Genomic DNA, 20375 nt, shown 5'->3' with positions numbered 1-20375 from the left:
TCACTGAGTGGGTTCGAGTGTATTGAAATAGTCGCGCTTATTGCTGGCAAATGCAAGCCACCACCGGATAGCAGATCCAATGGCGGCACTCAGAATAGACGGGGCCCATTGCAGGGATGTTACTAATTGCGCTCGTGCTCGACCCGCACCCGTTGGTACAGCAGATCGATCGTGCGATTGCGACGGTTGCGCTTCTTCTGGCGATCGCTCAGCTCCTTCAGACTATCGGATTGAAAATCCCGTATCGCCATATCAATGGCAGTTGCATGACTCATAACATCAACCTCTAACAATGGTGGGGTGTGGAATACCCCGGCAGCTTTCTGTAGCAGTTGCTACCATTTTACCCAATATATGTCAGGGAATCGCCATGAAAGCATTAAGGAATCCTTAAGGAGGCGGTAAATTTTCAACAGACAGTAAGTGGCGCTCCTGTCGGCAGGAACGTCAAAAATTACTGCTCAGCTATCGGGCTGGGGGCTGCAATTTCGCGCATCCATTGGGAGAATTGACGCTGCATTGCTGCTAGAGAATAATGCTGTTCCACCCGCGCTCGACAGGCCCGCCGATCGATGCGATCGAGCTGGCCTACAGCCGCCGCCAAAGCATCAATGCGATCGGGCTGCACCACCCAGCCAGTCTCCCCCGACGCCACAATTTCAGCCGGACCGCCCCGGTCGTAAACGATCGCCGGAACCCCGCAAGCCATCGCCTCCACCACCACCATGCCAAATGCCTCCGTCCATTTCGGCGTGGCGACGAGGGCTCGCGCTCGCCCCACTTCCGCCTGCATCTGCTCGGTGGCTAAAAAGCCGCGATAGTCTAACTGCGCCCCCGGATAAGTCTCCACAATCCGCTGCCAATAGTCGGGATCTTGCATGCGGCCCAACACTGCCACCGGCAGCCCCAGCTTCTGCGACAGAGCGGCACAATCCTCCAAGCCTTTTTCGGGGGCAATCCGGCCGACCCAGCACAGTTGCGCCGTGGGGTGCGAGATAAACTGGTAGTTTGACAAGTCGATGCCGCAAGGCAAAATGCGGAATGGTGCGTCGGCAAGGTCGGGGAAGGTGGCTGCTTGGGCCCGGGAATGGACGGCAACGGTGTTGGGGAAGGTTTGACGCACGCTTGTGATGGCAGCATCGAGACCGTCATTGAGGGAGCCCATGCTGACGATGTGGGCGATAGGGCGATCGAACCAGGGGGTGAGGTAGAAGGGCAGCCAGTCGTAGGCCCAGTTCACGATCGCATCGAAGTCGGGGGCCATGCGGCGAGCCAGCTCCCACAGATTGGCGAGGGTGGAGGGCAATGGCAGTTCAACTGGGGTGTTGCGCCCTCGGGCTTGGGCAAACGTGGGGGGCTGACCCGGAACGGTGGTGTGGGGGATGCCTTCGATTTGGGAGTTTGCAGGGGCGAGGATATGGACGCGATCGCCATGGCGCAGCAGCGCCCGCGCCAGGTTGAGAATGTTGAGTTCGACACCTCCCCCGATCCCGGAGCCTAGTGGACCAACCGGCGTGGACACGAAAAGATAGCGCATGTGAATGTAAATGGAGACCGGGTTCTTTGTGGAGCAAAAGACTTGCTTCTATTGTCTGCTGTATTTACAACCTCAATCCCCCTCGCTTTCTGTAGCGGCAATCTCGCGGCCTTGAAACGCCCGGACAGCGGTTGGTAATGTGGCGAAGATAGAGTCCTTGCCAATGCGATCGAGCAACCCCGATCGCTGCAGTTGCCCGTACAGGTCTTGCTTGACCCGAGCCATGCCAAAGCGGATATGACGGGACTGCAGTTCCTCGTGGAAGGCACTCAGCATGTCTAGAGCGGTGATATCCACTTCGGCGATCGCCTCTGCATTCAACACAAACCACTCGACAGTCTCCCCCTTCAGCTCCTGTGCCTCAATGGCATCCAGCGCCCGCTGTTTGAAATTCTCAGCATTGGCAAAACAGAGGGGCGCATCGTAGCGGTAAATTATCAGGCCGGGGAGGGCGATCGCTCCTTGCCAATCTTTAACATCGTGCAGTCCCTCCAATCCCGGCACGCTGCCCAACACGGCATCGTAAGGGCGAGCCACCCGTGCCAGTAAATCAATTGCGGACAGCGCCACCGCCACTGCCACCCCGATCGAAATATCGGTGACCAGTACGCCAATGGCGGTCGCGATCGCGAGGGCGAATTCAGTTTTGCGAAACTGCCACAGCCGCCCAAATTCTGGAATATCAATGAGCTGCAACGCGGCAAAGATGACGATCGCGCCTAACGCTGCGGTGGGAAACAGAGCCAGCACTGGCCGCAAGAACAGTAGCACCGCAAGAATGACGACTAACGCAAATAATGAAAATAGCTGGGACTGACTGCCAGTGGCATCTCCGAGGGCGGTGCGGCTGCCACTGCTGCTAATGGGAAACCCCTGTAGAAATCCAGTCCCGAGATTGGCGGCCCCCAAGGCCAATAACTCTTGATTGGCATCAATTTTGTAATGGTTGCGAGCCGCAAAGGCACGGGCAGTCAGAACGTTATCGGAATAGCCCACGATCGCAATACCGAGCGCCGCTACCAGCAACGGGCCGAGCTCCTGTCGGCCCAAACTGGGGAGGGCCAATTGGGGCAAACCTGCCGGGATGGTACCCACAATGGCAATGCCCTGACGATCGAGCCCGAAGGCCGCCACCGCAGCCGTCGCCAGCAACACAGCCAATAGGGCACTGGGGGCTTTGGGAAAGCGTTGCTGAACCGCCAGCAAAAATCCGAGCACAAAACTAGCCAACAGGAGGGTGGGCCAGTGAATGTTCTGGAGATGACGCACAAATTCCCACACTTGGCTCGGCACCGTCTGGCTGGCGATCGCCATACCGCTAATTTTGCCGAGTTGGCCCGCCATCATAATCAGCGCGACGCCAGCCATATAGCCAATCAGAATGGGCTGGGAAAGCAAATTGGCCAGAAACCCCAACCGAGCCACATACCCCCCGCAGCAAATCAGACCCACCATTACGGCCAGCACTGCGGCTAACGAGCTGTAATTGCTGCCCGACGGGTCTGCCAAAGGGGCGATCGCCGCTGCTGCCATCACCGCAGTAGTCGATTCCGGCCCCACCGACAATTGCGGCGAAGAGCCCAACAGAGCATAAATTACCATCGCGGGCAAAATTGCCCACAGTCCTGCCACAGGAGGCATTCCGGCTAACTCGCCATAGGCCATGCATTGGGGAATCGCATAGGCCGCCACCGTCAACCCGGCCAGAATATCCCCCCGCAGCCAGGCGGACTGATAGCTCAGGAGTCGATGCCAGCCGAAGCGGGGGCGATCGCGTTTGATGGGAGCAGACTTTTCCACTGCAAACGAGGTAACCTCGATTGAACGGCTGGGCTGGAGCACCCCTACTCTAAAGGTACCGAGTGACTCCAACCCCGTCGCGATCGCCACAGAATTCAGGATCTGACGTTATTCAACGATCTAAGTTATTCAACATATAGTGCTTGGCTGCAGACTTTTCCTCAAAATTTTGCATATATGGAGTTAAGTGTGGCGAGGGCCCCTAAATGTCAGCACCTAGCGCTGTTTCATCCGCAATTCCATTTGGCAAACGCAGTTCGACGGCCAGACGAGTTCGCAGTACCACCCCTAAGGTTGCCATGAGTGCAGCAGTGCTGGTCAGGCTTTACGCCACTGCCGAGCGCGACTTTGCCACGATCGACCTCAAGGGGGTCAATCTCAAAGGACACAACCTGCGGGGGGCGGTTCTGAGTGGCTCGGACATGCGCGAAGCCAATTTAAAAGGAGCCGATCTGCGGGGGGCGCAACTGAGGCGGTGCAATTTAAGCCAAACCATTTTTAGGGGAGCCGTCTTGCGCGAAGGCAACTTGAGCGGGTCTCTATTGTTTGAAGCGAACCTGTGCGGAGCCAACTTGCTAGGAGCTAATTTCCAGCGAGCCGATCTGCAACAAGCCGATCTGTGCGACACCGATTTGAGTGAGGCCAATTTATATGGTGCAAATCTCAGCGGCGCACAATTGGCTCGGACCTATGCGATTCGAGCCAATTTCAGTCAGGGGTGCTTGTTCGATACGAACTTTAGTCGAGCGGTTCTGAGCGAAGCAGATTTCAGCGAAGCCGATCTGCTCTTGGCCCAGCTGGCCGAGGCAGACTTGGTTGGAGCCAATCTCAGCGGAGCCGATTTGAGCGGAGCGAATTTACAGCGCGCCGATTTGAGCGGGGCGAATTTGTGTAGTGCCAATCTCAGCAATGCCAATTTGCGGGGGGCCACACTTCTGTCTGTGGAACTGTGGGGAGCGAATTTGAATGGTGCCGATCTGACGGATGCGATTGTACGCGGTACCGATCTGCAAGAAGTATCTCGCTCTAAACCAGTTGCTCAATTGCCCCCCGGACAGCCCGACTGAAGAAGGCAGCGATCTCGGCGAGTGAAGCCCCGTTCAGTTGCGGCCAGTTGGGCGGGAGCACCAGCGACCACGGCAGTCCCTGCCAGTGGGGCAGATTGCGATAGGTGACGAATCGGCCCGATCGCCATGCAGTCACGATGCTGCTGATATTGGCTTCGGGGCGGCGGTGCAGAAACACAAACCGAGCCTGGGGAAAGATTTTCTGCAGAAAGGGGATACGCAGCGAGTTTTTGGGAGTTTTTTTTTCGAGCAAGCGGATGGCGCTGGGGGTGTCCTCCAATTCCACTAAGTTGTACGACGTTCAGGTCTTACCGCAGGTGAAATACCCCATGGCACTGGGATTTCAAAGTGATGAAGTGAGTCGATTGCTCACGTTCGATCCGGCAGGCAGTCTTCGATCGCTGAGCATGAGTACGACCTCAACCCTCAAAAATGGAGGGGATAACCGTTTAGGATAGAGCCACGACAATTCGACCACGCTGATGAATGCGCCAGCCCTACTACACCGATCGCCCGACCGCAAAGACCAGCGACTCACGCTAAATGGAGTGACCTGGGAGCAATACGAAACGCTGCGAGCCACCCTCAATAACATCCCCGCATTGCGGATCGCTTATCTGGAAGGGGCACTCGAAATCTTTATGCCATCGCCAGAACACGAGCTTGCCAAAAAGACGATCGCCCGCCTAGTCGAACTCTACGCCCTGGAAAACGCCATCGAACTCACCGCCTGCGGCTCCGCCACCTTTCGCAGCGAGGCAAAGGCAAGAGGACTAGAACCCGACGAATGCTATAGCTTGGGAGAATTTACCCACATCCCGGACATCGCTGTAGAAGTGGTACTCACCAGTGGTGGTATCGACAAACTTTCTGTCTATGCGGGCCTTGCAGTCCCGGAAGTATGGTTTTGGCAAAACAGTCAATTCAGCCTCTACCAACTGACTGCAGACGGTGCCTACTCCGCCGCCCGCAACAGCCAATTTCTCCCCGACCTAGATTTTGACTTATTGGCTCGATGTACCAACCTGCCCAGTCAAATCCAAGCCGTCAAAACCTTTCGGGCTGCACTACAAACACAATCATAAACGGGGAAGCTGGCGATCGCCCGATCGCCTCCACCCACTACCCTCATTCCAGCCCCCTAGCTCAAAAATCCCAAACACTGGCTCACCGATCGCTGCACCTGACCCATATACCCCGAGCCAAAAATATTGAGGTGATTGAGTAGGTGATAGAGGTTGTAGAGCACTTTACGCTGCGCGTAGCCAGCGTCGAGGGGATAGGCATCGTTGTAGCTGCGATAGAACTGCGCGGGAAAGCCGCCAAACAACTCGGTCATGGCTAAATCGGCTTCGCGATCGCCATAATACAAAGCCGGATCGAAGATGGTGGGATTGCCGTCGCGATCGTAGCCGTAATTGCCCGACCACAAATCGCCATGCAGCACGGACGGCTCCGGTTGATAATCGCGGAAAAAAGCGGAGAGGCGATCGCCTAACCGTTCGGCCTCCTCCAGCCAAGCACCGCGATAGCCGTTGCGACGGGCTAAGCGCAGTTGAAAGCCGAGCCGTTGGTCCCGAAAAAAGCTGACCCAGTCATCCGACCAGCTATTTTGTTGGGGAGACGCCCCAATCGTATTGTTCAATTCCCAGCCAAACCGATCGCTTGTATGGCGGTGCATGGCAGCCAGTTGCTCCCCCAACAATTGCGGACCGCCGGCAGGAGCACCTCCCAGTTCCAGAAAGTCCATCACCAGATAAGAGACGCGATCGCTCGTGCCCCAACAGATGGCTTCGGGCACTTTCAGAGTATGGGTACGATGGAGTTCCCGCAGCGCCAAAGCTTCGGTGGCAAACCGGTCGGATTCTGCCAGCGAGCCCAATTTAACGAAGAAAGCGCGGTTTTGGCCTTCAATTCGATGGGAGGTATTGGCAGCACCGCCGCCAAGCGATCGCTGGCGATCGATGGCAAACGGCTGCCCCAACGCCCTACCGATATGGCGGGTAATCTCGGCCCAAGTCCCAGAATCCATCGCATCTCCCACAGCTCGTGCTTTGAATTATCGTTGGTTCTTGACTGGATCGGCGATCGCGTTGATATCTTACGGAGTTCTGCCCTTACGTAATATTACTGTCCGTTTTGGGATAACTAAGCACAGTATCCCTTCACCTGCTGATGTCTTATCCCATCGATCGCATCGTCCCAGAGGTGCTCGATACCAAATTTTTATCGGTGCAGCAGCAGCGCGAGATCGCTAACCTGCTGTCTCGAAGTCAGTTGGAGCCAGAAGATTATCAGCTCGTTCAAACCCTAACCCAAGCCATCCACAGGGGGTCGGTTCAGTTGGCAACGAGCGCACGACCATCCCCCCAGCCCAAGGGGAGGCAAGTCCTTGCAAAACCGGCAGAAGTCGCCCATAGAGTCTTAGGAAATCCACCTGCAGGGAAGCCAACTGCGGAAAACAGCCAAGGTACGGTCTTGGAGACCCGTCTGGCAACGCTGCAAGCTGCGATCGCAAACTTGCAAAAACAACTGCCAAAAGCTATTGGTTACAACACGGAGTCAATTGCGAAATTACACGCAAAACTGACCCAAGTCTCTCAAACAGTCGTGCGGCTCTCGGCCGAGAATGTTTCCCCGTCTGGCTCTGCCGACATTGCCCAAAGGACCGATCGCCTCGAACAGCAGATCGCCCAATTAGAAGACAGGCTGGCAACCTCCATCACTCGGGTGAGAGAACGCTTGGCTGCTTTGGAGGAAAGGGTGAACGAGAAGCGATTGGCAACGCTGCAACTGGAGGCGATCGCTCGCTTGCGCAGTGAGATTTGTTGCTTGCGTCAAGGGGTTGTCGAGCACTCGATGGCTGCCGATGTGTCTTATTTATACGGCGCGATCGCACAATTGGAGCAATCCTTAGGGCTGAAGAAATACCGCTTGACCGAAGCCATCCCCCCTCAACAGCAGCGATCGCTCCCACAGGGCAGGGAGCGCTCGGCAGAAACGACGCCTCCAACCTATCTCCACGACGCATATCCAGTCCCCGTCACGGCCAATCGCACCTAGTTGTCCGCCCAATCTCGGCGAATTTCCTCGAACGGTAGGCAGAGGGTTAAACTTTAGAAGATTCTGAAGTTTAACATTGCTGTTAGCTGGCACGGCCAAGCTCGACAGGCAAGGAGAAGTCTGTATGGTTGTCAATCGGGGAGCCACTCCCACCGCCCAGGAGACCTTCGGCCAGATGGCGAAAGAAGCTGGGTTGCGCGGACGGGTATTTCTCACATTAGGAATTTTGCTCCTGGTGCGTTTGGGGATTTATATCCCCATTCCAGGCATTGACCGGGCCGCGTTTGCCGAACAGTTGGCATCCAATGATTTCTTGGGCTTTGTCAATATCTTCACTGGGGGCGGCATCTCCGCTTTAGGGGTGTTTATGTTGGGTATTCTGCCCTTCATTAACGCCTCTATCATCATTCAGTTGCTGACATCGGCAGTGCCCACCTTAGAAAACTTGCAAAAGAACGAAGGGGAAGCCGGTCGCCGCCAGATTTCTCAATACACCCGCTACCTCACCTTGATGTGGGCGATTATTCAGGGGGTGGGCATTTCAGTTTGGGTGTTTGAATTTGCCCAACCCGGCACTTCGCAACTCTCCTTCACCTTCGAGACGACCTTAGCCCTCACGGCAGGCTCGATGTTTGTGATGTGGGCCAGCGAGCTGATTACCGAACGCGGCATTGGCAACGGGGCGTCCCTGCTGATTTTCGTCAACATTGTGGCCACACTGCCGAGCGCTTTGGCCGATACTATCGATCTGGCTAGAGCCGATCGCGGCAGCATTGGCGGAATTATTGCTCTAGCAGCAGTGTTGATCGCCATGATTGTCTGTATTGTGTACGTGCAAGAAGGAACGCGACGCATTCCGATTGTTTCGGCCAAGCGTCAGGTAGGCCGCCGCCTCTATCGAGAACAGAAAAACTACCTGCCCCTGCGTCTCAACCAGGGGGGCGTCATGCCCATCATCTTTGCCTCTGCCGTCTTGATATTGCCCGCCTCGCTCGCAAACTTCAGCTCGAACCTCACCATCCAGAGAATCTCTGGCTTCTTAGCCCCCGGTACTTGGGCTTATATCGCCTTATATCTAGTTATGATTCTGTTTTTCAGTTTCTTTTATGCATCACTGATTATCAACCCGGTGGATTTGGCTCAAAACCTCAAAAAAATGGGTTCTAGTATTCCCGGCATTCGTCCCGGTCGAGCCACCTCCGAATATATTGAAGGGGTGCTCAATCGCTTGACCTTTTTGGGGGCAATTTTCTTGGGGGCTGTGGCGATTATTCCCACCATTGTGGAGCGAGCGACGGGGGTCACCACCTTCCAAGGGTTGGGGGCAACCTCTTTGCTGATCTTGGTGGGTGTAGCAATTGACACCTCCAAGCAGATTCAAACTTATGTGATTTCTCAACGCTATGAAGGGATGGTGAAGCAATAATGGTCCGTGTGATTTTAGTTGGTCCCCCCGGTTCGGGGAAAGGCACCCAGGGAGAGTTGCTCCAAGCTGCGTTCGGTATTCCTAAAATTTCGACTGGCGATATTTTACGAGCTGCCGTGCGGGACGAGACGCCGCTGGGGCTGGAGGCCAAACACTATATGGAGAGTGGCAATCTAGTGCCCGACTCAGTCGTAATTGGATTGATTGAGGAGCGGCTGCAGTCCGAAGCTGCTAGCGATGGTTGGATTTTAGATGGCTTTCCCCGCACAATTCCTCAAGCGGAGGCTCTCGATGCCCTGCTCGCCAAGCTGAACATTTCGTATGACTGCGTCATTTGTTTGGATGCGCCGGATGAGGAAATTGTCCAGCGCATGTTGGCGCGCGGCCGCGACGATGACAAGGAAGAGGTCATTCGCGAGCGACTGAAGGTCTATCGCGACAAAACGGCTCCTCTGATCGAGTTTTACGATCGCAAAGGCAGCCTGCAGGCGGTCAACGGCAATCGCCCGCCAGAAGTCGTCTCTGCAGCCCTCAAAGAGCTGCTACAGTTCGAGCAGCCGGTGAGCTGAGGGCAGAGCCCCTTGTGACGGATGCTGCTGACGAAATTCATATTTGGCAACATTTATCATTCGTTATAGATGTCTGCGGCCCCCTTCCCCTAACCCCTACCCCCAATTTTGATGCTGCTGGCGAAATTCATATTCCGAAACATTGGCCATTTGTCTAGATGTCTGTGGCCCCCTTCCCCTAACCCCTACCCCCAACTTTGGGGGCAGGGGAACAAGGCCCCGTAAGGATTTTCGGCTGTTTCTCCCCTCTCCCAAACTTGGGAGAGGGGCCGGGGGTGAGGGCCATGCAGAGGGCTTGATTGTGCCATCGCCTCGAGACCTAGCCTCTATGCGTTGCGCCGGCCACGTTGTGGCAACGATTCTGGCCGAACTAGAAACCAAGCTTCAGCCCGGATGGACGACGGCAGACATCGATGCCTATGCCGAACGGCGGGTGTACGAGTTGGGGGCCAGACCAGCGTTTAAGGGCTATCGCGGTTTTCCCGCCAGTACCTGCACCTGCATCAACCACGAGGTCGTTCACGGTATTCCTAGCCCGAGGCGGGTGATTCGGGGGGGCGATTTGGTTAAGGTGGATTTTGGCGCGATCGTGCAGGGCTGGTATGGAGATTCCTGCCTCACGATTGGGATAGAGCCTTTGTCGCAGCAGGCGCGGGACGTGATGCGGGTAGCAGAGCAAGCGCTAGCGGCGGGGCTGTCGGTAGTGCGAGCGGGAGCCTATCTGCAAGCCATTTCGGGTCAAATTCAAGATTGCATTGAGACCCAAGGATATTCAGTGGTGCGGGGTTATGTGGGGCACGGTATCGGGCGCAGCTTGCACGAACCGCCACAGGTGCCCAACTTTCGCACGAGCCAGTTACCCAATCCAGTTTTGCAGGCAGGGATGGCACTGGCGATCGAGCCGATCGCCAATGCGGGCAGTCACGAAACCCGCGTTTTAGGCGATCGCTGGACGGTGGTTACCACTGACGGCGCTCTGTCGGCACAGTTCGAACATACGGTATTAGTCACGGCGGATGGGTGTGAAATTCTAACCGATCGGGCGGGGCTGCCGTGAGGGATTGCATCAGCTCGGGTTAGGCTGGAAGGAGGAATCTCAATTTTTTAGAGACGATACATTGCTAACCGCAAGGAGGTTTAGTTTGGGCAAGCAAGATGTGATTGAAATGGAAGGGGTGGTGACAGAATCTCTACCCAATGCCATGTTTCGGGTAGATTTAGATAACAATGTAAATGTCCTAGCCCATATTTCTGGCAAGATTCGCAGAAACTACATCAAAATCCTACCGGGCGATCGCGTCAAGGTAGAGTTAACTCCCTATGACTTGACGAAGGGACGCATTACCTATCGCCTGCGCAAGAAGTAGTTGACCCAGCAGGTAGATTGCCCCCCTTATGCCCTCAGCTAACAGGCATTGCTAACGTTAGCAGGCAGGGGAGATCGATCCCAATGAAATTGAACGTCGTAACTTTAGGCTCGGCACAAACCGGTGACCGAGCTTTGGCGCGATCGCTCCCATCAGTGGGGAATAGAAAGACAGCGATTCTCCCTGGAGAGCCACCTCTCAATTGAGAAGGGGACCGCTAAGATGAAAAGGTGATGTGGAGGCTGAACTGTGAGTGACGTGCAACCGCCTAGGGATTTCATCGAGCTGATGAACCGAGCTCGACGGATTGCGTTTGGTACGGCAGCAAGCTTAGTGGAAATCTTACAAGACCCCGAAAAGCGGGATGCCAATCTGAAGAAACTGACGGAAGACTTGACCGACCTGGCTGACGAGTTGGCGGAAAAAGGGCAACAAACCGAAATGGAAGCTCGCCGCTATGTCGATTCTATCCTCAGCCCTAACAGCCCGAGCGGCCCCAGTAGCCCGAGCGGCCCTTCGCCCGCCCGCGTCGAACCCCTCGAATTCACCCCAAACGATGCAAAGCCCTCTGACAATGGTTCCAACAGTGCGGAGGAAATTCGGGAGCTCACCCAACAAATTCACAGTCTGCGGGAGGAGCTCGAACGGTTGCGCAAGGCTGACTCCCAGACCGACACCGACAGTTAGACTCAATGTTTACAGTTAGACTCAATTTTTACAACAGTTAGACTCAATTTTTACAGTTAGACTCAATGTTTAGGCCAGCCTTTCGTGCGTATCGACATCGTTACTCTATTTCCCGACTTTTTCACCTCGCCATTGCAGGCCAGTTTGTTGGGAAAGGCGATCGCCGCTGGCATTGCCACCGTTAACTGCATCAATCCGCGAGAGTTTGCCACTGACAAACACCGCCGCGTCGATGACGAGTGTTATGGCGGTGGTGTCGGCATGTTGCTCAAACCGGAACCCCTGTTTGCAGCGGTAGAATCGCTGCCCCATCTACCTCCGCGCGAGGTCATTCTCCTGACTCCTCAGGGGGAACCGCTGCGTCAACCGCTACTGCAGGAATTTGCTCGGTTAGAGCAGGTGGTGTTGCTGTGCGGCCACTACGAGGGGGTGGACGAGCGAGTGCGGCAACATTTGGCCAGCCGCGAGGTCTCACTGGGGGATTTTGTCCTCACCTGCGGAGAAATTCCTGCACTGGCTTTGGTCAACGGGATCGTGCGGCTATTGCCGGGAACAGTGGGCAAAGCGGATTCGCTCAAATCCGAAAGTTTCGAGCGGGGGTTGTTAGACTACCCGCAGTACACCCGACCGGTGGAGTTTCGCGGCTGGGAGGTGCCCCCCCTGTTGCGATCGGGCAATCACGGCGCGATCGCTCGCTGGCGTCGGCAGCAGCAGTTGCTGCGAACCTGGCAGCGCCGTCCCGATCTGCTAGAAAGCGTTACATTACTAGAAGAAGAGCGAAAATATTTACAATATCTACAAACGTTACCCCGACAAGCGCTGCAGGAGAGTGGAGATGTTCAGTCGTCTGATGTGGATGTGGCCCGTCACCGTATTGGTGGCGATCGCTAGTCCCGCTCTTGTAGTTGCCCAAGAGAATATCAACAATGTGTTTGAGGAAGAGACCCCCAGTCCGTTTGACCCCGATACGGGGGTTAATATCAATAGCTTGATTGAATTGTCTCGCCGCCTCAATGCTCCTGAAGAGGCTCAGGGGGCGAGGGATAGCTCGCTCGATCGCGAAGTGACTCGGTTTCGGCAGTCTCGGGAGCGTCGGTTTGGGCCAGATATTTTTGTGGAGGAGACAGAAACCTCTGTTGAAGTGATTGAAGAGACGGCCGAAGATTCTCTGGTTCCCTAACTCGACTGGCGTTTGTCGTTTCAGAAAGTAGGAACATGATTCATAATCTAAAACTCCCCGAGAAAATCCAAAGTCTCCGTTCTATGCCCGAGAAACAGGACAGAAGGAAGACGGCATCATCTCTGAAGCGGTCTTGAAGCATCTTGAAGACCTGGAAGATATTCGAGAGATGCCGAAGCAGCGCTGAAAAACCCTGGAAAACCTGAGTTCGATAGCTCTGCATTGCCCTCACCCCCGACCCCTCTCCCCTCGCGAAGCGTGGCGTCAGCCGTAAACTTGGGAGAGGGGCGCAACAGCCTCAAACCGCCTCATTCACAACTTCGCTCCTTTTTCAGAATCTCCCAGTTGCTGCCACGGAACAGAGGCAGTGGCATTCACGTTATCGACTATCCGAGCCCCCCCGATCGCCATCGAGCCAATCGCGGGCAAAAGCGATCGCCTCCTCTGCTGTCGCGATCGCCCCTGCAGCCTGAGCCAACTCGATCGCCTCCAACAGCCGACCTACAAGCGGACCAGATTTGAGATTGAGGTCTCGGATAAGCTCGCGACCGCCCACCAACAGCTGCTGGTGGGCCAGTGAATCGGCAGGATCTTCGTACCGCAGAATGATAGGCCGCAGGCGATCGCGATCGCCCCCCGCCGCCAGTGTTGCTAGAGCAACAGCAGGAAAGCAATCGGCCACAGCCTCGTAAAACTGATAGAGCTGGACGCGGCTGGGCTCCGCTCGGAGCAACTGCAACAGTTGGGGAACGTGCAGTGAAATTTTGTGCGCCCACTGCTGTTCGATGCGGCTGTACTTGAGACGGCGCAGCACCCCATCCAGTGAGTCGGAGGGGACGTGCAGCAGCAAAACGGCAAATAGAACGGTGGCTAGACCGGTGCGGCGATCGCATAGGGGACGGTTCAAGCTGGCGTAGTTGGCGGGATGGTGCTCGCACAGCCAAGCGCTAGCCAGGACCGCGTTCCCAGCCATTGCAAAAGAGGAAGGCTGTAGCTCGGGCAACCAATCTTGCAACAGCCCGTCTTGCCAAGCCGCTTGCAACCACTCGATTCCGGTTGGCCCCAGTTCGAGCATGTACCCTAGCTCTGCCCTCACCCGTTCCGCAGCCATCTTGGCGAGCAAGTGACGGCGCTCGATCGCGGCTTTGCGAGTAGAGTTCGCCAGCATAAACCCCAATTGGGCAGCCTGACGATAGCCGCGCAACAGTCTGAGCGGATCGGCAGTCAAATTCTCGGGATGCACCACCCTCAGACAGCGATCGCGAATGTCGCGACGGCCATCGAGCGGATCGATCCAGCGATCGCTATGCAGCTCGTAAGCCACTGCATTGCAAGTGAAATCTCGTCGCTGCAGATCGACCTCGACAGTCGGTCCAGCCTGTTGAGCAATGTCAATCGTGGCATCGTCCAACACAATCCGAGCAATGTGTCGCTTGGCATCTAGGACCACAAAGCCGCCGTCGAGGTGGCGAGCCAGATCGGATGCACATTCCACAGCCCCTCGCTCCAACACCAGATCGACATCCCGCACCGGCCCCAGCATTCGCCCCAACAACCAATCGCGCACTGCCCCCCCCACTAAATAAGCGGGCTCGGGCAGTAACTGGAGTGGAAATGGCAGTGCAATGGATAGCGATGAAACAGACACTCAATTGTGCTCCTCCGGCCAGTAGCAACGGCAGGCCAGACCCTAAAACTGTAACGGATAGCTCTCAAATTTCAGCGATCGCCGGATTGGGCTCAGTCCGATCGCTCTATTGGCAGGAGCTCTGCCCTCGGTCCCCTTCGATCTTTGGTGGCTGCCGATCGACCTGAACTCCCAGGAAGCTGCCTCACGATTCCAAATCGTCAACCGCTTTGGGGGTAGCCGCACTCAGCACTTCGCAGCCAGACTCAGTTACCAAAACATCATCTTCAATGCGAACCCCAATACCGCGCCATTCATCTCCCACATGGGCCAACGCTTCCACCTCGCGATCGGGAGAGATATAAATCCCCGGCTCCACCGTCAGCACCATTCCTGGCTGGAAAGTTTGCCAATCTTCCTCGCCTACCTTATAGATGCCCACATCGTGAACGTCGATGCCCAGCCAATGGCCGGTACGGTGCATGTAAAAGGCTTTGTATTTTTCCTCTTCAATTAACTGGTCAATATCTTCGTCCGCTTCGGGCACCAGCAGCCCCAGATCGACCAACCCCTCAGTAATCGTGCGAACGGCGGTGTCGTGGGGTTGGTTGTAGGTGTTGCCCGGTTTCACTTCGGCGATCGCCGCTTCCTGTGCCGCCAGCACCAACTCGTAAATCGTCTTTTGGGCGGGAGAAAACTTGCCATTAATGGGAAACGTGCGGGTGATGTCGCTGTTGTAGTAGTCGTAGCAACAGCCTGCATCGATCAGCAGCAGATCGCCAGCTTGCATCTGGCGGGAGTTGTCAATGTAGTGCAGGATGCAGGCGTTCGCGCCCGAGGCCACGATCGAGGGATAGGCTGGTCCGATCGCCCCGTTTTGGCGGAAGTGGTTGTGAATCAGGGCTTCGATTTCATATTCGTATTTGCCCGATTGAGCCGCTTCCCGCGCCAAATTGTGAGCTTCGGTCGCAATCCGAGCCGCCTCCCGCATCAGTTGTAGTTCCGCTGGAGTTTTGACGCAGCGCAGCGAGTGCAGGATGGAGGAGAGATCTGCCAGCATCGTGGGGCCGCGACCGCGACGGGGATATTGTCGCAACTGCGCTTGCCAGAAGCGATAGATTCTGTGGTTAAAGGACTCGTCAGAACCGGGACGATAGTAAATGCAATCGGCATCCTTGATGTATTCCGGCAGCTTCTCTGCCAGTTCGGCGATCGGAAATGCCTCATCCGCACCATAGCGTTCTTTTGCCCCTTCCATCCCCGTGCGGTAGCCCGTCCAAATCTCTTTTTCGCGCTCTTTGGGCTGAACGAATAACACAAACTGATGTTCGGGGTGATGGGGAGCCAACACCGCCACTGCTTCCGGTTCGTTAAAGCCGGTGAGATAATAAAAATCGCTATCTTGCCGAAATGGGTACTCGACATCGTTGTGCATCACCGCCATCTGAGCACTACGCACGATCGCAGTACCCTGTCCTAGCTTTTGACTCAATTGCTGGCGGCGCTGTTGAAAGGTTTTGGAGGTAATGGTCATTCAGGCAATAGGGGGGGTCGGCAAACTCTCACCATTATGTCCGATCGCGCTATCAAACCGCGTCGGGATCTCTATCTTAGCCAGGGCGGTGGAAGATTCGGGGACTCAGAAGAACAATCGCCCCTTCGGCAGGACATTGATGGAGGTCGAGATAAATTGGCTTGCGAATTGGGGTCGCGATCTCCGAAATCGAATTGCCTATAATGAATAGCCGAGTTCTGCACCTGCCGAGGGCCTCAGTTTCCTTGCAGGCAGAGCTCCCTCGCTCTCCAACAGACAACTCATCCCTGCAGACAAGATTCTAGCCCCTCCCATGAAGTCACCCGTTTGGACTGTTTTACTCCTAATCGTGCTGCCTTTAGCAGCCTGTGCTCCTTCTTCTACCTCTACAACTGAGGTGGAACCATTTGTAACGGGAGCAATTCCCGATCGCGATCCCGAGAAACTGCAGCGTCGCTATGGGTTGCTGTCTGACTATTTGGAAGCAGAGCTGGGGGTGCCAGTAGACTATCGACCCGTGACGGATTATACGGCGGCTGTGACCGCCTTTCGCGTCGGCGATTTGGATATGGTCTGGTTTGGCGGTTTGACGGGCGTACAGGCCCGCTTGCAGGTGCCGGGGGCCGAGGCGATCGCCCAACGGGATATTGACGAACAGTTTCACAGTGTCTTTATTGCCAATGTCGATAGCGGTATTGAGCCTTTCGATAGCTTGGCCGGTTTGACGGTGTTTGAGGACAGCCGCTTTACGTTTGGGAGCGAGTCGTCCACTTCGGGACGATTGATGCCGCAGTTTTTTTTGCAGCAGGCTGGCGTCGAGCTAAACGAGTTTCGCGGCGAAGTGGGCTTTTCGGGATCTCACGATGCCACGATTCAGTTGGTGGAAGCGGGAACTTACGAGGCGGGGGCAGTGAACGAGCAGGTGTGGCGCAGTCGGCTGGAGGCGGGGGAGGTGGACCGCGATCGCGTGCGGGAGGTATGGCGCTCTCCCGCCTATTTCGACTATCACTGGGTAATTCGCCCCGAGGTGGAGGATCGCTATGGAGAAGGGTTTAGCGATCGCGTCCGAGAGGCACTCTTGCAACTCGATCCAGAGGTACCCGAACAGCGAGAGATTCTCGACTTGTTTGGGGCTGGGCGGTTCATTCCCACCCACGAATCCAATTACGCTCAAATCGAAGCAGTGGGACGCCAAATTGGCAAGATTCAGTGAGTGACGGACCTCCCATTTGCCAGTTGCAGAACGTCAACCAGCGGTTTGGCAACGTAGAAGCATTGACGGGGGTCTCTTTGCGCATTGCGGCAGGGGAGCGGGTGGCCTTGATTGGTCCCAGTGGCGCGGGCAAGAGCACACTGTTGGGACTGTTGAACGGAACGGTGTTTCCCACCACTGGAACAGTGACGGTCTTGGGGCGAGATCTGGCGCAACTGGGACCGCAACAATTGCGACAGGTGCAGCGCTCGATCGGGACGGTCTACCAGCAGTTTCATTTGGTGGGCAACCTGCGGGCGATCCATAACGTCAATGCCGGTCATTTGGGACGTTGGCCGGGGTGGAAATCCCTCTGGTCGTTGATCTGGCCGCAAGAGGTGGAGACCGCGAAGCTGGCATTAGAACGGGTGGGTATTTCTGAGAAGCTTTACGAACGGACCGATCGCCTGTCGGGGGGACAGCAGCAGCGGCTGGCCCTCGCTCGCGTGCTGGTGCAACAACCCAAGCTGATTTTGGCGGACGAACCCATTGCCAGCCTCGATCCCGAACGCAGCCGCGAGATCGTGGATTTGCTGCGGCAGTTGTGTGTCGAGTCGGGTATCACATTAGTGACGAGCTTGCATGCGGTGGAATTTGCCCGCAGCCATTGCGATCGCATTGTCGGGTTGCGTCGGGGCCGCATTGCCTTCGATTGCCTTGCTGCCGAAGTCAGCTCCCAAATGCTGCAGGATCTCTATCGGCTTGAGGGGGGGTAATGCAGCTTAGCTGGGTCAAACGGTCGGACAGCGGTCGCCTGTTGTGGGGGATAGCTTGTATGGGGGCGATCGCCTTCGCGCTGGCTTACGCGGGGGGATTCGGACAGGATGCGGTGAATGTCGGTGGCTTGCCGCTACTTTGGCGATTCGTCAGTGCTAGCCTGCGCCCCGATCTGAGCCTCGACTTCGTGCGTCTCGCCATGCACGAGAGTGCGGTCACGCTGGCCTATGCTGTCTGCGGCTCGGCTTTGAGCGTGATATTGGGAGCGATCGGCGGATTGCTGGCGTCTCGGGTATGGTGGTCTGCTGTCAGTGCTCCCCAGCGTCGGGGAAAAACGGTTTTGCCTCGGGCGATCGCCCGCGCTCTCCTCGCCGGTCCGAGGGCGATCCACGAAGCCATTTGGGGCTTGTTATTCGTCAGCATTTTTGGCTTGGACTCCCTCAGTGCCATCCTCGCCCTTGCCATCCCCTTCGGGGCTATCACCGCCAAAGTTTTTGCTGACATCCTCGACGACACGCCCCCCCACGCCCTCAACGCCTTGCTAGACAGTGGCAGTCCTGCCGCGATCGCCATTCTCTACGGTTTGTTGCCCCAAGCCTTTTTGAATTTACTGTCCTATTCCTTCTACCGGTTTGAGTGTGCCCTGCGCTCTGCGGCGGTCTTGGGCATTATTGGGGCTGGCGGTCTCGGCTACCAAATCCTGCTCAGCCTGCAATCGTTGCGCTACGAACAACTGTGGACTTTGTTCTACGCCTCGATCGTTCTGAACGGCACGGTCGATTTCGCCAGCGCTCTGCTGCGCCAAAAACTGGGGGCCCCCAATCGGCTAGATCTCAACGCTCGCAAGCTCGGTCGGGGAGCTTATCGTCGCAGTTCCGGCGGAGAGCGGTATTGGCTGGCCGGCATGGGGGCGATCGCCGCAACGTTAATTCCCCTGTGCTTTTGGTACCTCCATCCCGATCTCTCTAAACTTCGATCGGCACGCACCTACGAGCTTTTGGGGGATATCGGTCGTCAGTCGTTTCCCCTCCATCTCAACGGTGCGGATCTTGCTAACCTGTTGCACCTGTCTCTGCAAACAGCAGCAATGTCGGTGTTGGCGATCGCCGTCGCGGGTTTGGGAGCTATGTTGCTGGCGTTTCCTGCCGCCCACAATTTTTTCCTGCCGGGAGGATTGCTCGATCCCACTGGCGGCGATCGCCGCAGTGGTGCGGTGGCTTGGGTGGGGTTACTGCTGTCGAGGGGATTGCTGCTAATTTTCCGAGCTATCCCCGCGCCAATTTGGGCCTTGGTCTGTCTATTTGTGTTCTTTCCGGGGGTGCTGCCGGGGGCGATCGCGCTGGGCATTCACAACTTAGGGATTTTGGGACGGCTGATGGCGGAGGCCATTGAAAATCTCGATCGCCGCCCTCTTTTGGCCCTCAAGGCGCAGGGGGCTCCTGCTCTGCTGGTGTTTGCTTACGGCGTCATTCCGGCAAGCCTGACTCGATTTGTGGCTTATGTTCTCTATCGCTGGGAAGTCTGCGTGCGGGAGACGGTCATTGTGGGTTTGGTGGGGGCAGGGGGGTTGGGTCGGTTGTTGATGGAGCAATTGAGTAGTTTCGACTATCGAGGGGTGATGGCGTCGTTGTTGTGTTTGGTGGTGCTGACGGCGATCGCGGATGCTGCAAGCGATCGTATGCGCAAAGTGATGCAGTAGATCTCTCTCTCGCTTCCAGCAGAGAGTTAGGCGACAGTAGCATAACCATTACATTCATATAGCTATTGAATAGGATTTTTCACAAACTGCTTCCTGCAACTCTTACAGAGGTAACATTGTTTGCCTCGGCGATGACCATTCTTCGTCACCTCACTAGATTGGCAGTGGGGGCAAATCATTACATTCATTACACTGCTGAGCCGATCGCTTTTCATATAGGGCTCTAAATAAGCCACCAGTAAATCTTCGCTCTGCTGAATTAGCCGTTGACGATGTTCCTGTGTATCACTGTGCAGAGCTGCCAGCATTACGGCATTACTACTGTGGACACATACCTCTGCTAGCAAAAGACACTGCTCCCTAGGTAGCACAGGGTTTCGCTGCCCTAGAATATGCGCTAGAAAGCTGATGGATTCCTGAGTCATACTGTCATCAATCGATTGAAAAATCATGCGGGCTCGATAAAACTGTACAAATATCACTCGCGACACAGGATCTTGAAAGAGTTCAGCCGCTGCTGCTATCAGGGTATGCATCATTGAGCGGAGCGGTAACTGAACAATGTTTTCAATATCTATCGCCTGCCAAAATTCCTTCACCCGCTCTGTATGACGTAGCTCCATCGCCTTAAAAATGGCTGCTTTGTCGGGAAAAAACTGATACAGAGACCCGACGGCAGTCCTAGCTTTGGCCGCAATGAGGTGGGTCGTCGCGGCTTCGTAGCCCACTTCATCAAATACGGCGGCAGCAGCAGCCAGAATTTTTTCAACTCGCTCCTTACCACGCTGCTGTTTAGGTTGACGACGGAGACTCAGCGGACCACTTGACAAATGTGACTTTTCTGTCATAT

The 20375-nt window shown here is 55.8% G+C and carries 22 protein-coding genes; 14 read left to right on the top strand and 8 right to left on the bottom strand.

Going from position 1 to position 20375, the window contains the following annotated elements; genetic code table 11:
* Positions 1-122: 122 nt before the first annotated feature.
* From SYN7336_RS30930 to SYN7336_RS14315, 3 genes are all read right to left on the bottom strand, one after another.
* Entirely contained in the window at positions 123-275 is a 153-nt protein-coding gene (locus SYN7336_RS30930) for a hypothetical protein (RefSeq protein WP_017326641.1), read from the bottom strand.
* 179 nt (positions 276-454) lie between these two features.
* The gene (locus SYN7336_RS14320) at positions 455-1522 is read right to left on the bottom strand and encodes a glycosyltransferase family 4 protein (RefSeq protein ID WP_227498514.1); all 1068 of its coding nucleotides are present in this window, start codon (positions 1520-1522) and stop codon (positions 455-457) included.
* 87 nt (positions 1523-1609) lie between these two features.
* Positions 1610-3427 (bottom strand): SulP family inorganic anion transporter, encoded by a 1818-nt coding sequence (locus SYN7336_RS14315; RefSeq protein ID WP_017326639.1) that lies wholly within the window; start codon positions 3425-3427, stop codon positions 1610-1612.
* Positions 3428-3543: 116 nt separating this feature from the next.
* Here SYN7336_RS14315 and SYN7336_RS14310 point away from each other — a divergent pair, with 116 nt between their 5' ends.
* On the top strand, positions 3544-4404 hold the full coding sequence (locus tag SYN7336_RS14310) for a pentapeptide repeat-containing protein (RefSeq protein WP_202951108.1): 861 nt from the start codon (positions 3544-3546) through the stop codon (positions 4402-4404).
* Here SYN7336_RS14310 and SYN7336_RS14305 read toward each other — a convergent pair.
* Positions 4364-4657, bottom strand: coding sequence for a sulfotransferase (locus SYN7336_RS14305; protein WP_202951107.1), 294 nt, complete (start codon positions 4655-4657; stop codon positions 4364-4366). The two genes, SYN7336_RS14310 and SYN7336_RS14305, sit on opposite strands and share 41 nt — an antisense overlap.
* Positions 4658-4673: 16 nt before the next feature.
* Between SYN7336_RS14305 and SYN7336_RS28970 the strand changes: the two genes are divergently transcribed.
* Both SYN7336_RS28970 and SYN7336_RS14300 read left to right on the top strand, forming a co-directional pair.
* Positions 4674-4862: a hypothetical protein gene (locus tag SYN7336_RS28970; protein WP_071590786.1), complete on the top strand. Its 189-nt coding sequence runs from the start codon at positions 4674-4676 to the stop codon at positions 4860-4862.
* Positions 4863-4886: 24 nt separating this feature from the next.
* Positions 4887-5489 (top strand): Uma2 family endonuclease, encoded by a 603-nt coding sequence (locus SYN7336_RS14300; protein ID WP_017326636.1) that lies wholly within the window; start codon positions 4887-4889, stop codon positions 5487-5489.
* A 56-nt stretch (positions 5490-5545) separates the two neighbouring features.
* Here SYN7336_RS14300 and SYN7336_RS14295 read toward each other — a convergent pair whose 3' ends face one another.
* A complete protein-coding gene (locus tag SYN7336_RS14295) occupies positions 5546-6436 on the bottom strand; it encodes a fructosamine kinase family protein (RefSeq protein ID WP_038027116.1) in 891 nt (296 codons plus the stop codon).
* A gap of 143 nt (positions 6437-6579) precedes the next feature.
* Here SYN7336_RS14295 and SYN7336_RS14290 point away from each other — a divergent pair, with 143 nt between their 5' ends.
* The 8 genes from SYN7336_RS14290 (at position 6580) to SYN7336_RS14255 (ending at position 12696) form a co-directional block, all read left to right on the top strand.
* On the top strand, positions 6580-7467 hold the full coding sequence (locus SYN7336_RS14290) for a hypothetical protein (protein WP_017326634.1): 888 nt from the start codon (positions 6580-6582) through the stop codon (positions 7465-7467).
* 124 nt (positions 7468-7591) lie between these two features.
* Complete coding sequence (gene secY / locus SYN7336_RS14285) at positions 7592-8893, top strand: preprotein translocase subunit SecY (RefSeq protein WP_026101011.1); 1302 nt, start codon at positions 7592-7594, stop codon at positions 8891-8893.
* A complete protein-coding gene (locus SYN7336_RS14280) occupies positions 8893-9462 on the top strand; it encodes an adenylate kinase (protein WP_017326632.1) in 570 nt (189 codons plus the stop codon). Before secY ends, SYN7336_RS14280 begins: the two co-directional genes overlap by 1 nt.
* 301 nt (positions 9463-9763) lie before the next feature.
* Entirely contained in the window at positions 9764-10519 is a 756-nt protein-coding gene (gene map, locus SYN7336_RS14275; protein WP_227498513.1) for a type I methionyl aminopeptidase, read from the top strand.
* 85 nt (positions 10520-10604) lie between these two features.
* The gene (gene infA, locus SYN7336_RS14270; protein WP_017326630.1) at positions 10605-10829 is read left to right on the top strand and encodes a translation initiation factor IF-1; all 225 of its coding nucleotides are present in this window, start codon (positions 10605-10607) and stop codon (positions 10827-10829) included.
* 249 nt (positions 10830-11078) lie between these two features.
* The gene (locus SYN7336_RS14265) at positions 11079-11516 is read left to right on the top strand and encodes a hypothetical protein (RefSeq protein ID WP_026101009.1); all 438 of its coding nucleotides are present in this window, start codon (positions 11079-11081) and stop codon (positions 11514-11516) included.
* A gap of 84 nt (positions 11517-11600) precedes the next feature.
* Positions 11601-12407, top strand: coding sequence for a tRNA (guanosine(37)-N1)-methyltransferase TrmD (gene trmD / locus SYN7336_RS14260; protein ID WP_017326628.1), 807 nt, complete (start codon positions 11601-11603; stop codon positions 12405-12407).
* On the top strand, positions 12352-12696 hold the full coding sequence (locus SYN7336_RS14255; protein ID WP_156820158.1) for a hypothetical protein: 345 nt from the start codon (positions 12352-12354) through the stop codon (positions 12694-12696). The genes trmD and SYN7336_RS14255 overlap by 56 nt, the downstream gene beginning before the upstream one ends.
* Before the next feature lie 379 nt (positions 12697-13075).
* Here the strand turns inward: SYN7336_RS14255 and SYN7336_RS14250 are convergent, their stop codons facing one another.
* Together SYN7336_RS14250 and SYN7336_RS14245 are read right to left on the bottom strand one after the other, a co-directional pair.
* Positions 13076-14344, bottom strand: a complete 1269-nt coding sequence (locus SYN7336_RS14250) for a CCA tRNA nucleotidyltransferase (RefSeq protein ID WP_017326626.1) — start codon at positions 14342-14344, stop codon at positions 13076-13078.
* A 184-nt stretch (positions 14345-14528) separates the two neighbouring features.
* Complete coding sequence (locus SYN7336_RS14245; protein ID WP_017326625.1) at positions 14529-15857, bottom strand: aminopeptidase P N-terminal domain-containing protein; 1329 nt, start codon at positions 15855-15857, stop codon at positions 14529-14531.
* Between the two features lie 313 nt (positions 15858-16170).
* Between SYN7336_RS14245 and SYN7336_RS14235 the strand changes: the two genes are divergently transcribed.
* From SYN7336_RS14235 to SYN7336_RS14225, 3 genes are read left to right on the top strand one after another with little or no spacing between them, the layout of a single operon-like run.
* Complete coding sequence (locus tag SYN7336_RS14235) at positions 16171-17070, top strand: putative selenate ABC transporter substrate-binding protein (RefSeq protein WP_026101008.1); 900 nt, start codon at positions 16171-16173, stop codon at positions 17068-17070.
* Positions 17067-17825, top strand: coding sequence for a phosphonate ABC transporter ATP-binding protein (locus SYN7336_RS14230; protein ID WP_017326622.1), 759 nt, complete (start codon positions 17067-17069; stop codon positions 17823-17825). The genes SYN7336_RS14235 and SYN7336_RS14230 overlap by 4 nt, the downstream gene beginning before the upstream one ends.
* Positions 17825-19525, top strand: a complete 1701-nt coding sequence (locus tag SYN7336_RS14225; RefSeq protein WP_017326621.1) for an ABC transporter permease — start codon at positions 17825-17827, stop codon at positions 19523-19525. Before SYN7336_RS14230 ends, SYN7336_RS14225 begins: the two co-directional genes overlap by 1 nt.
* 62 nt (positions 19526-19587) lie before the next feature.
* On the opposite strand, the gene SYN7336_RS14220 is transcribed toward SYN7336_RS14225, so the two are convergent.
* Positions 19588-20373: a TetR family transcriptional regulator gene (locus tag SYN7336_RS14220; RefSeq protein ID WP_017326620.1), complete on the bottom strand. Its 786-nt coding sequence runs from the start codon at positions 20371-20373 to the stop codon at positions 19588-19590.
* Between the last annotated feature and the right edge of the window lie 2 nt (positions 20374-20375).

The sequence above is a fragment of the Synechococcus sp. PCC 7336 genome, from assembly GCF_000332275.1.
Taxonomy (GTDB): Bacteria; Cyanobacteriota; Cyanobacteriia; order Thermostichales; family PCC-7336; genus PCC-7336.
Note: the sequence above shows the minus strand (reverse complement) of the source record. Positions and strands in the feature narration are given on the sequence as shown.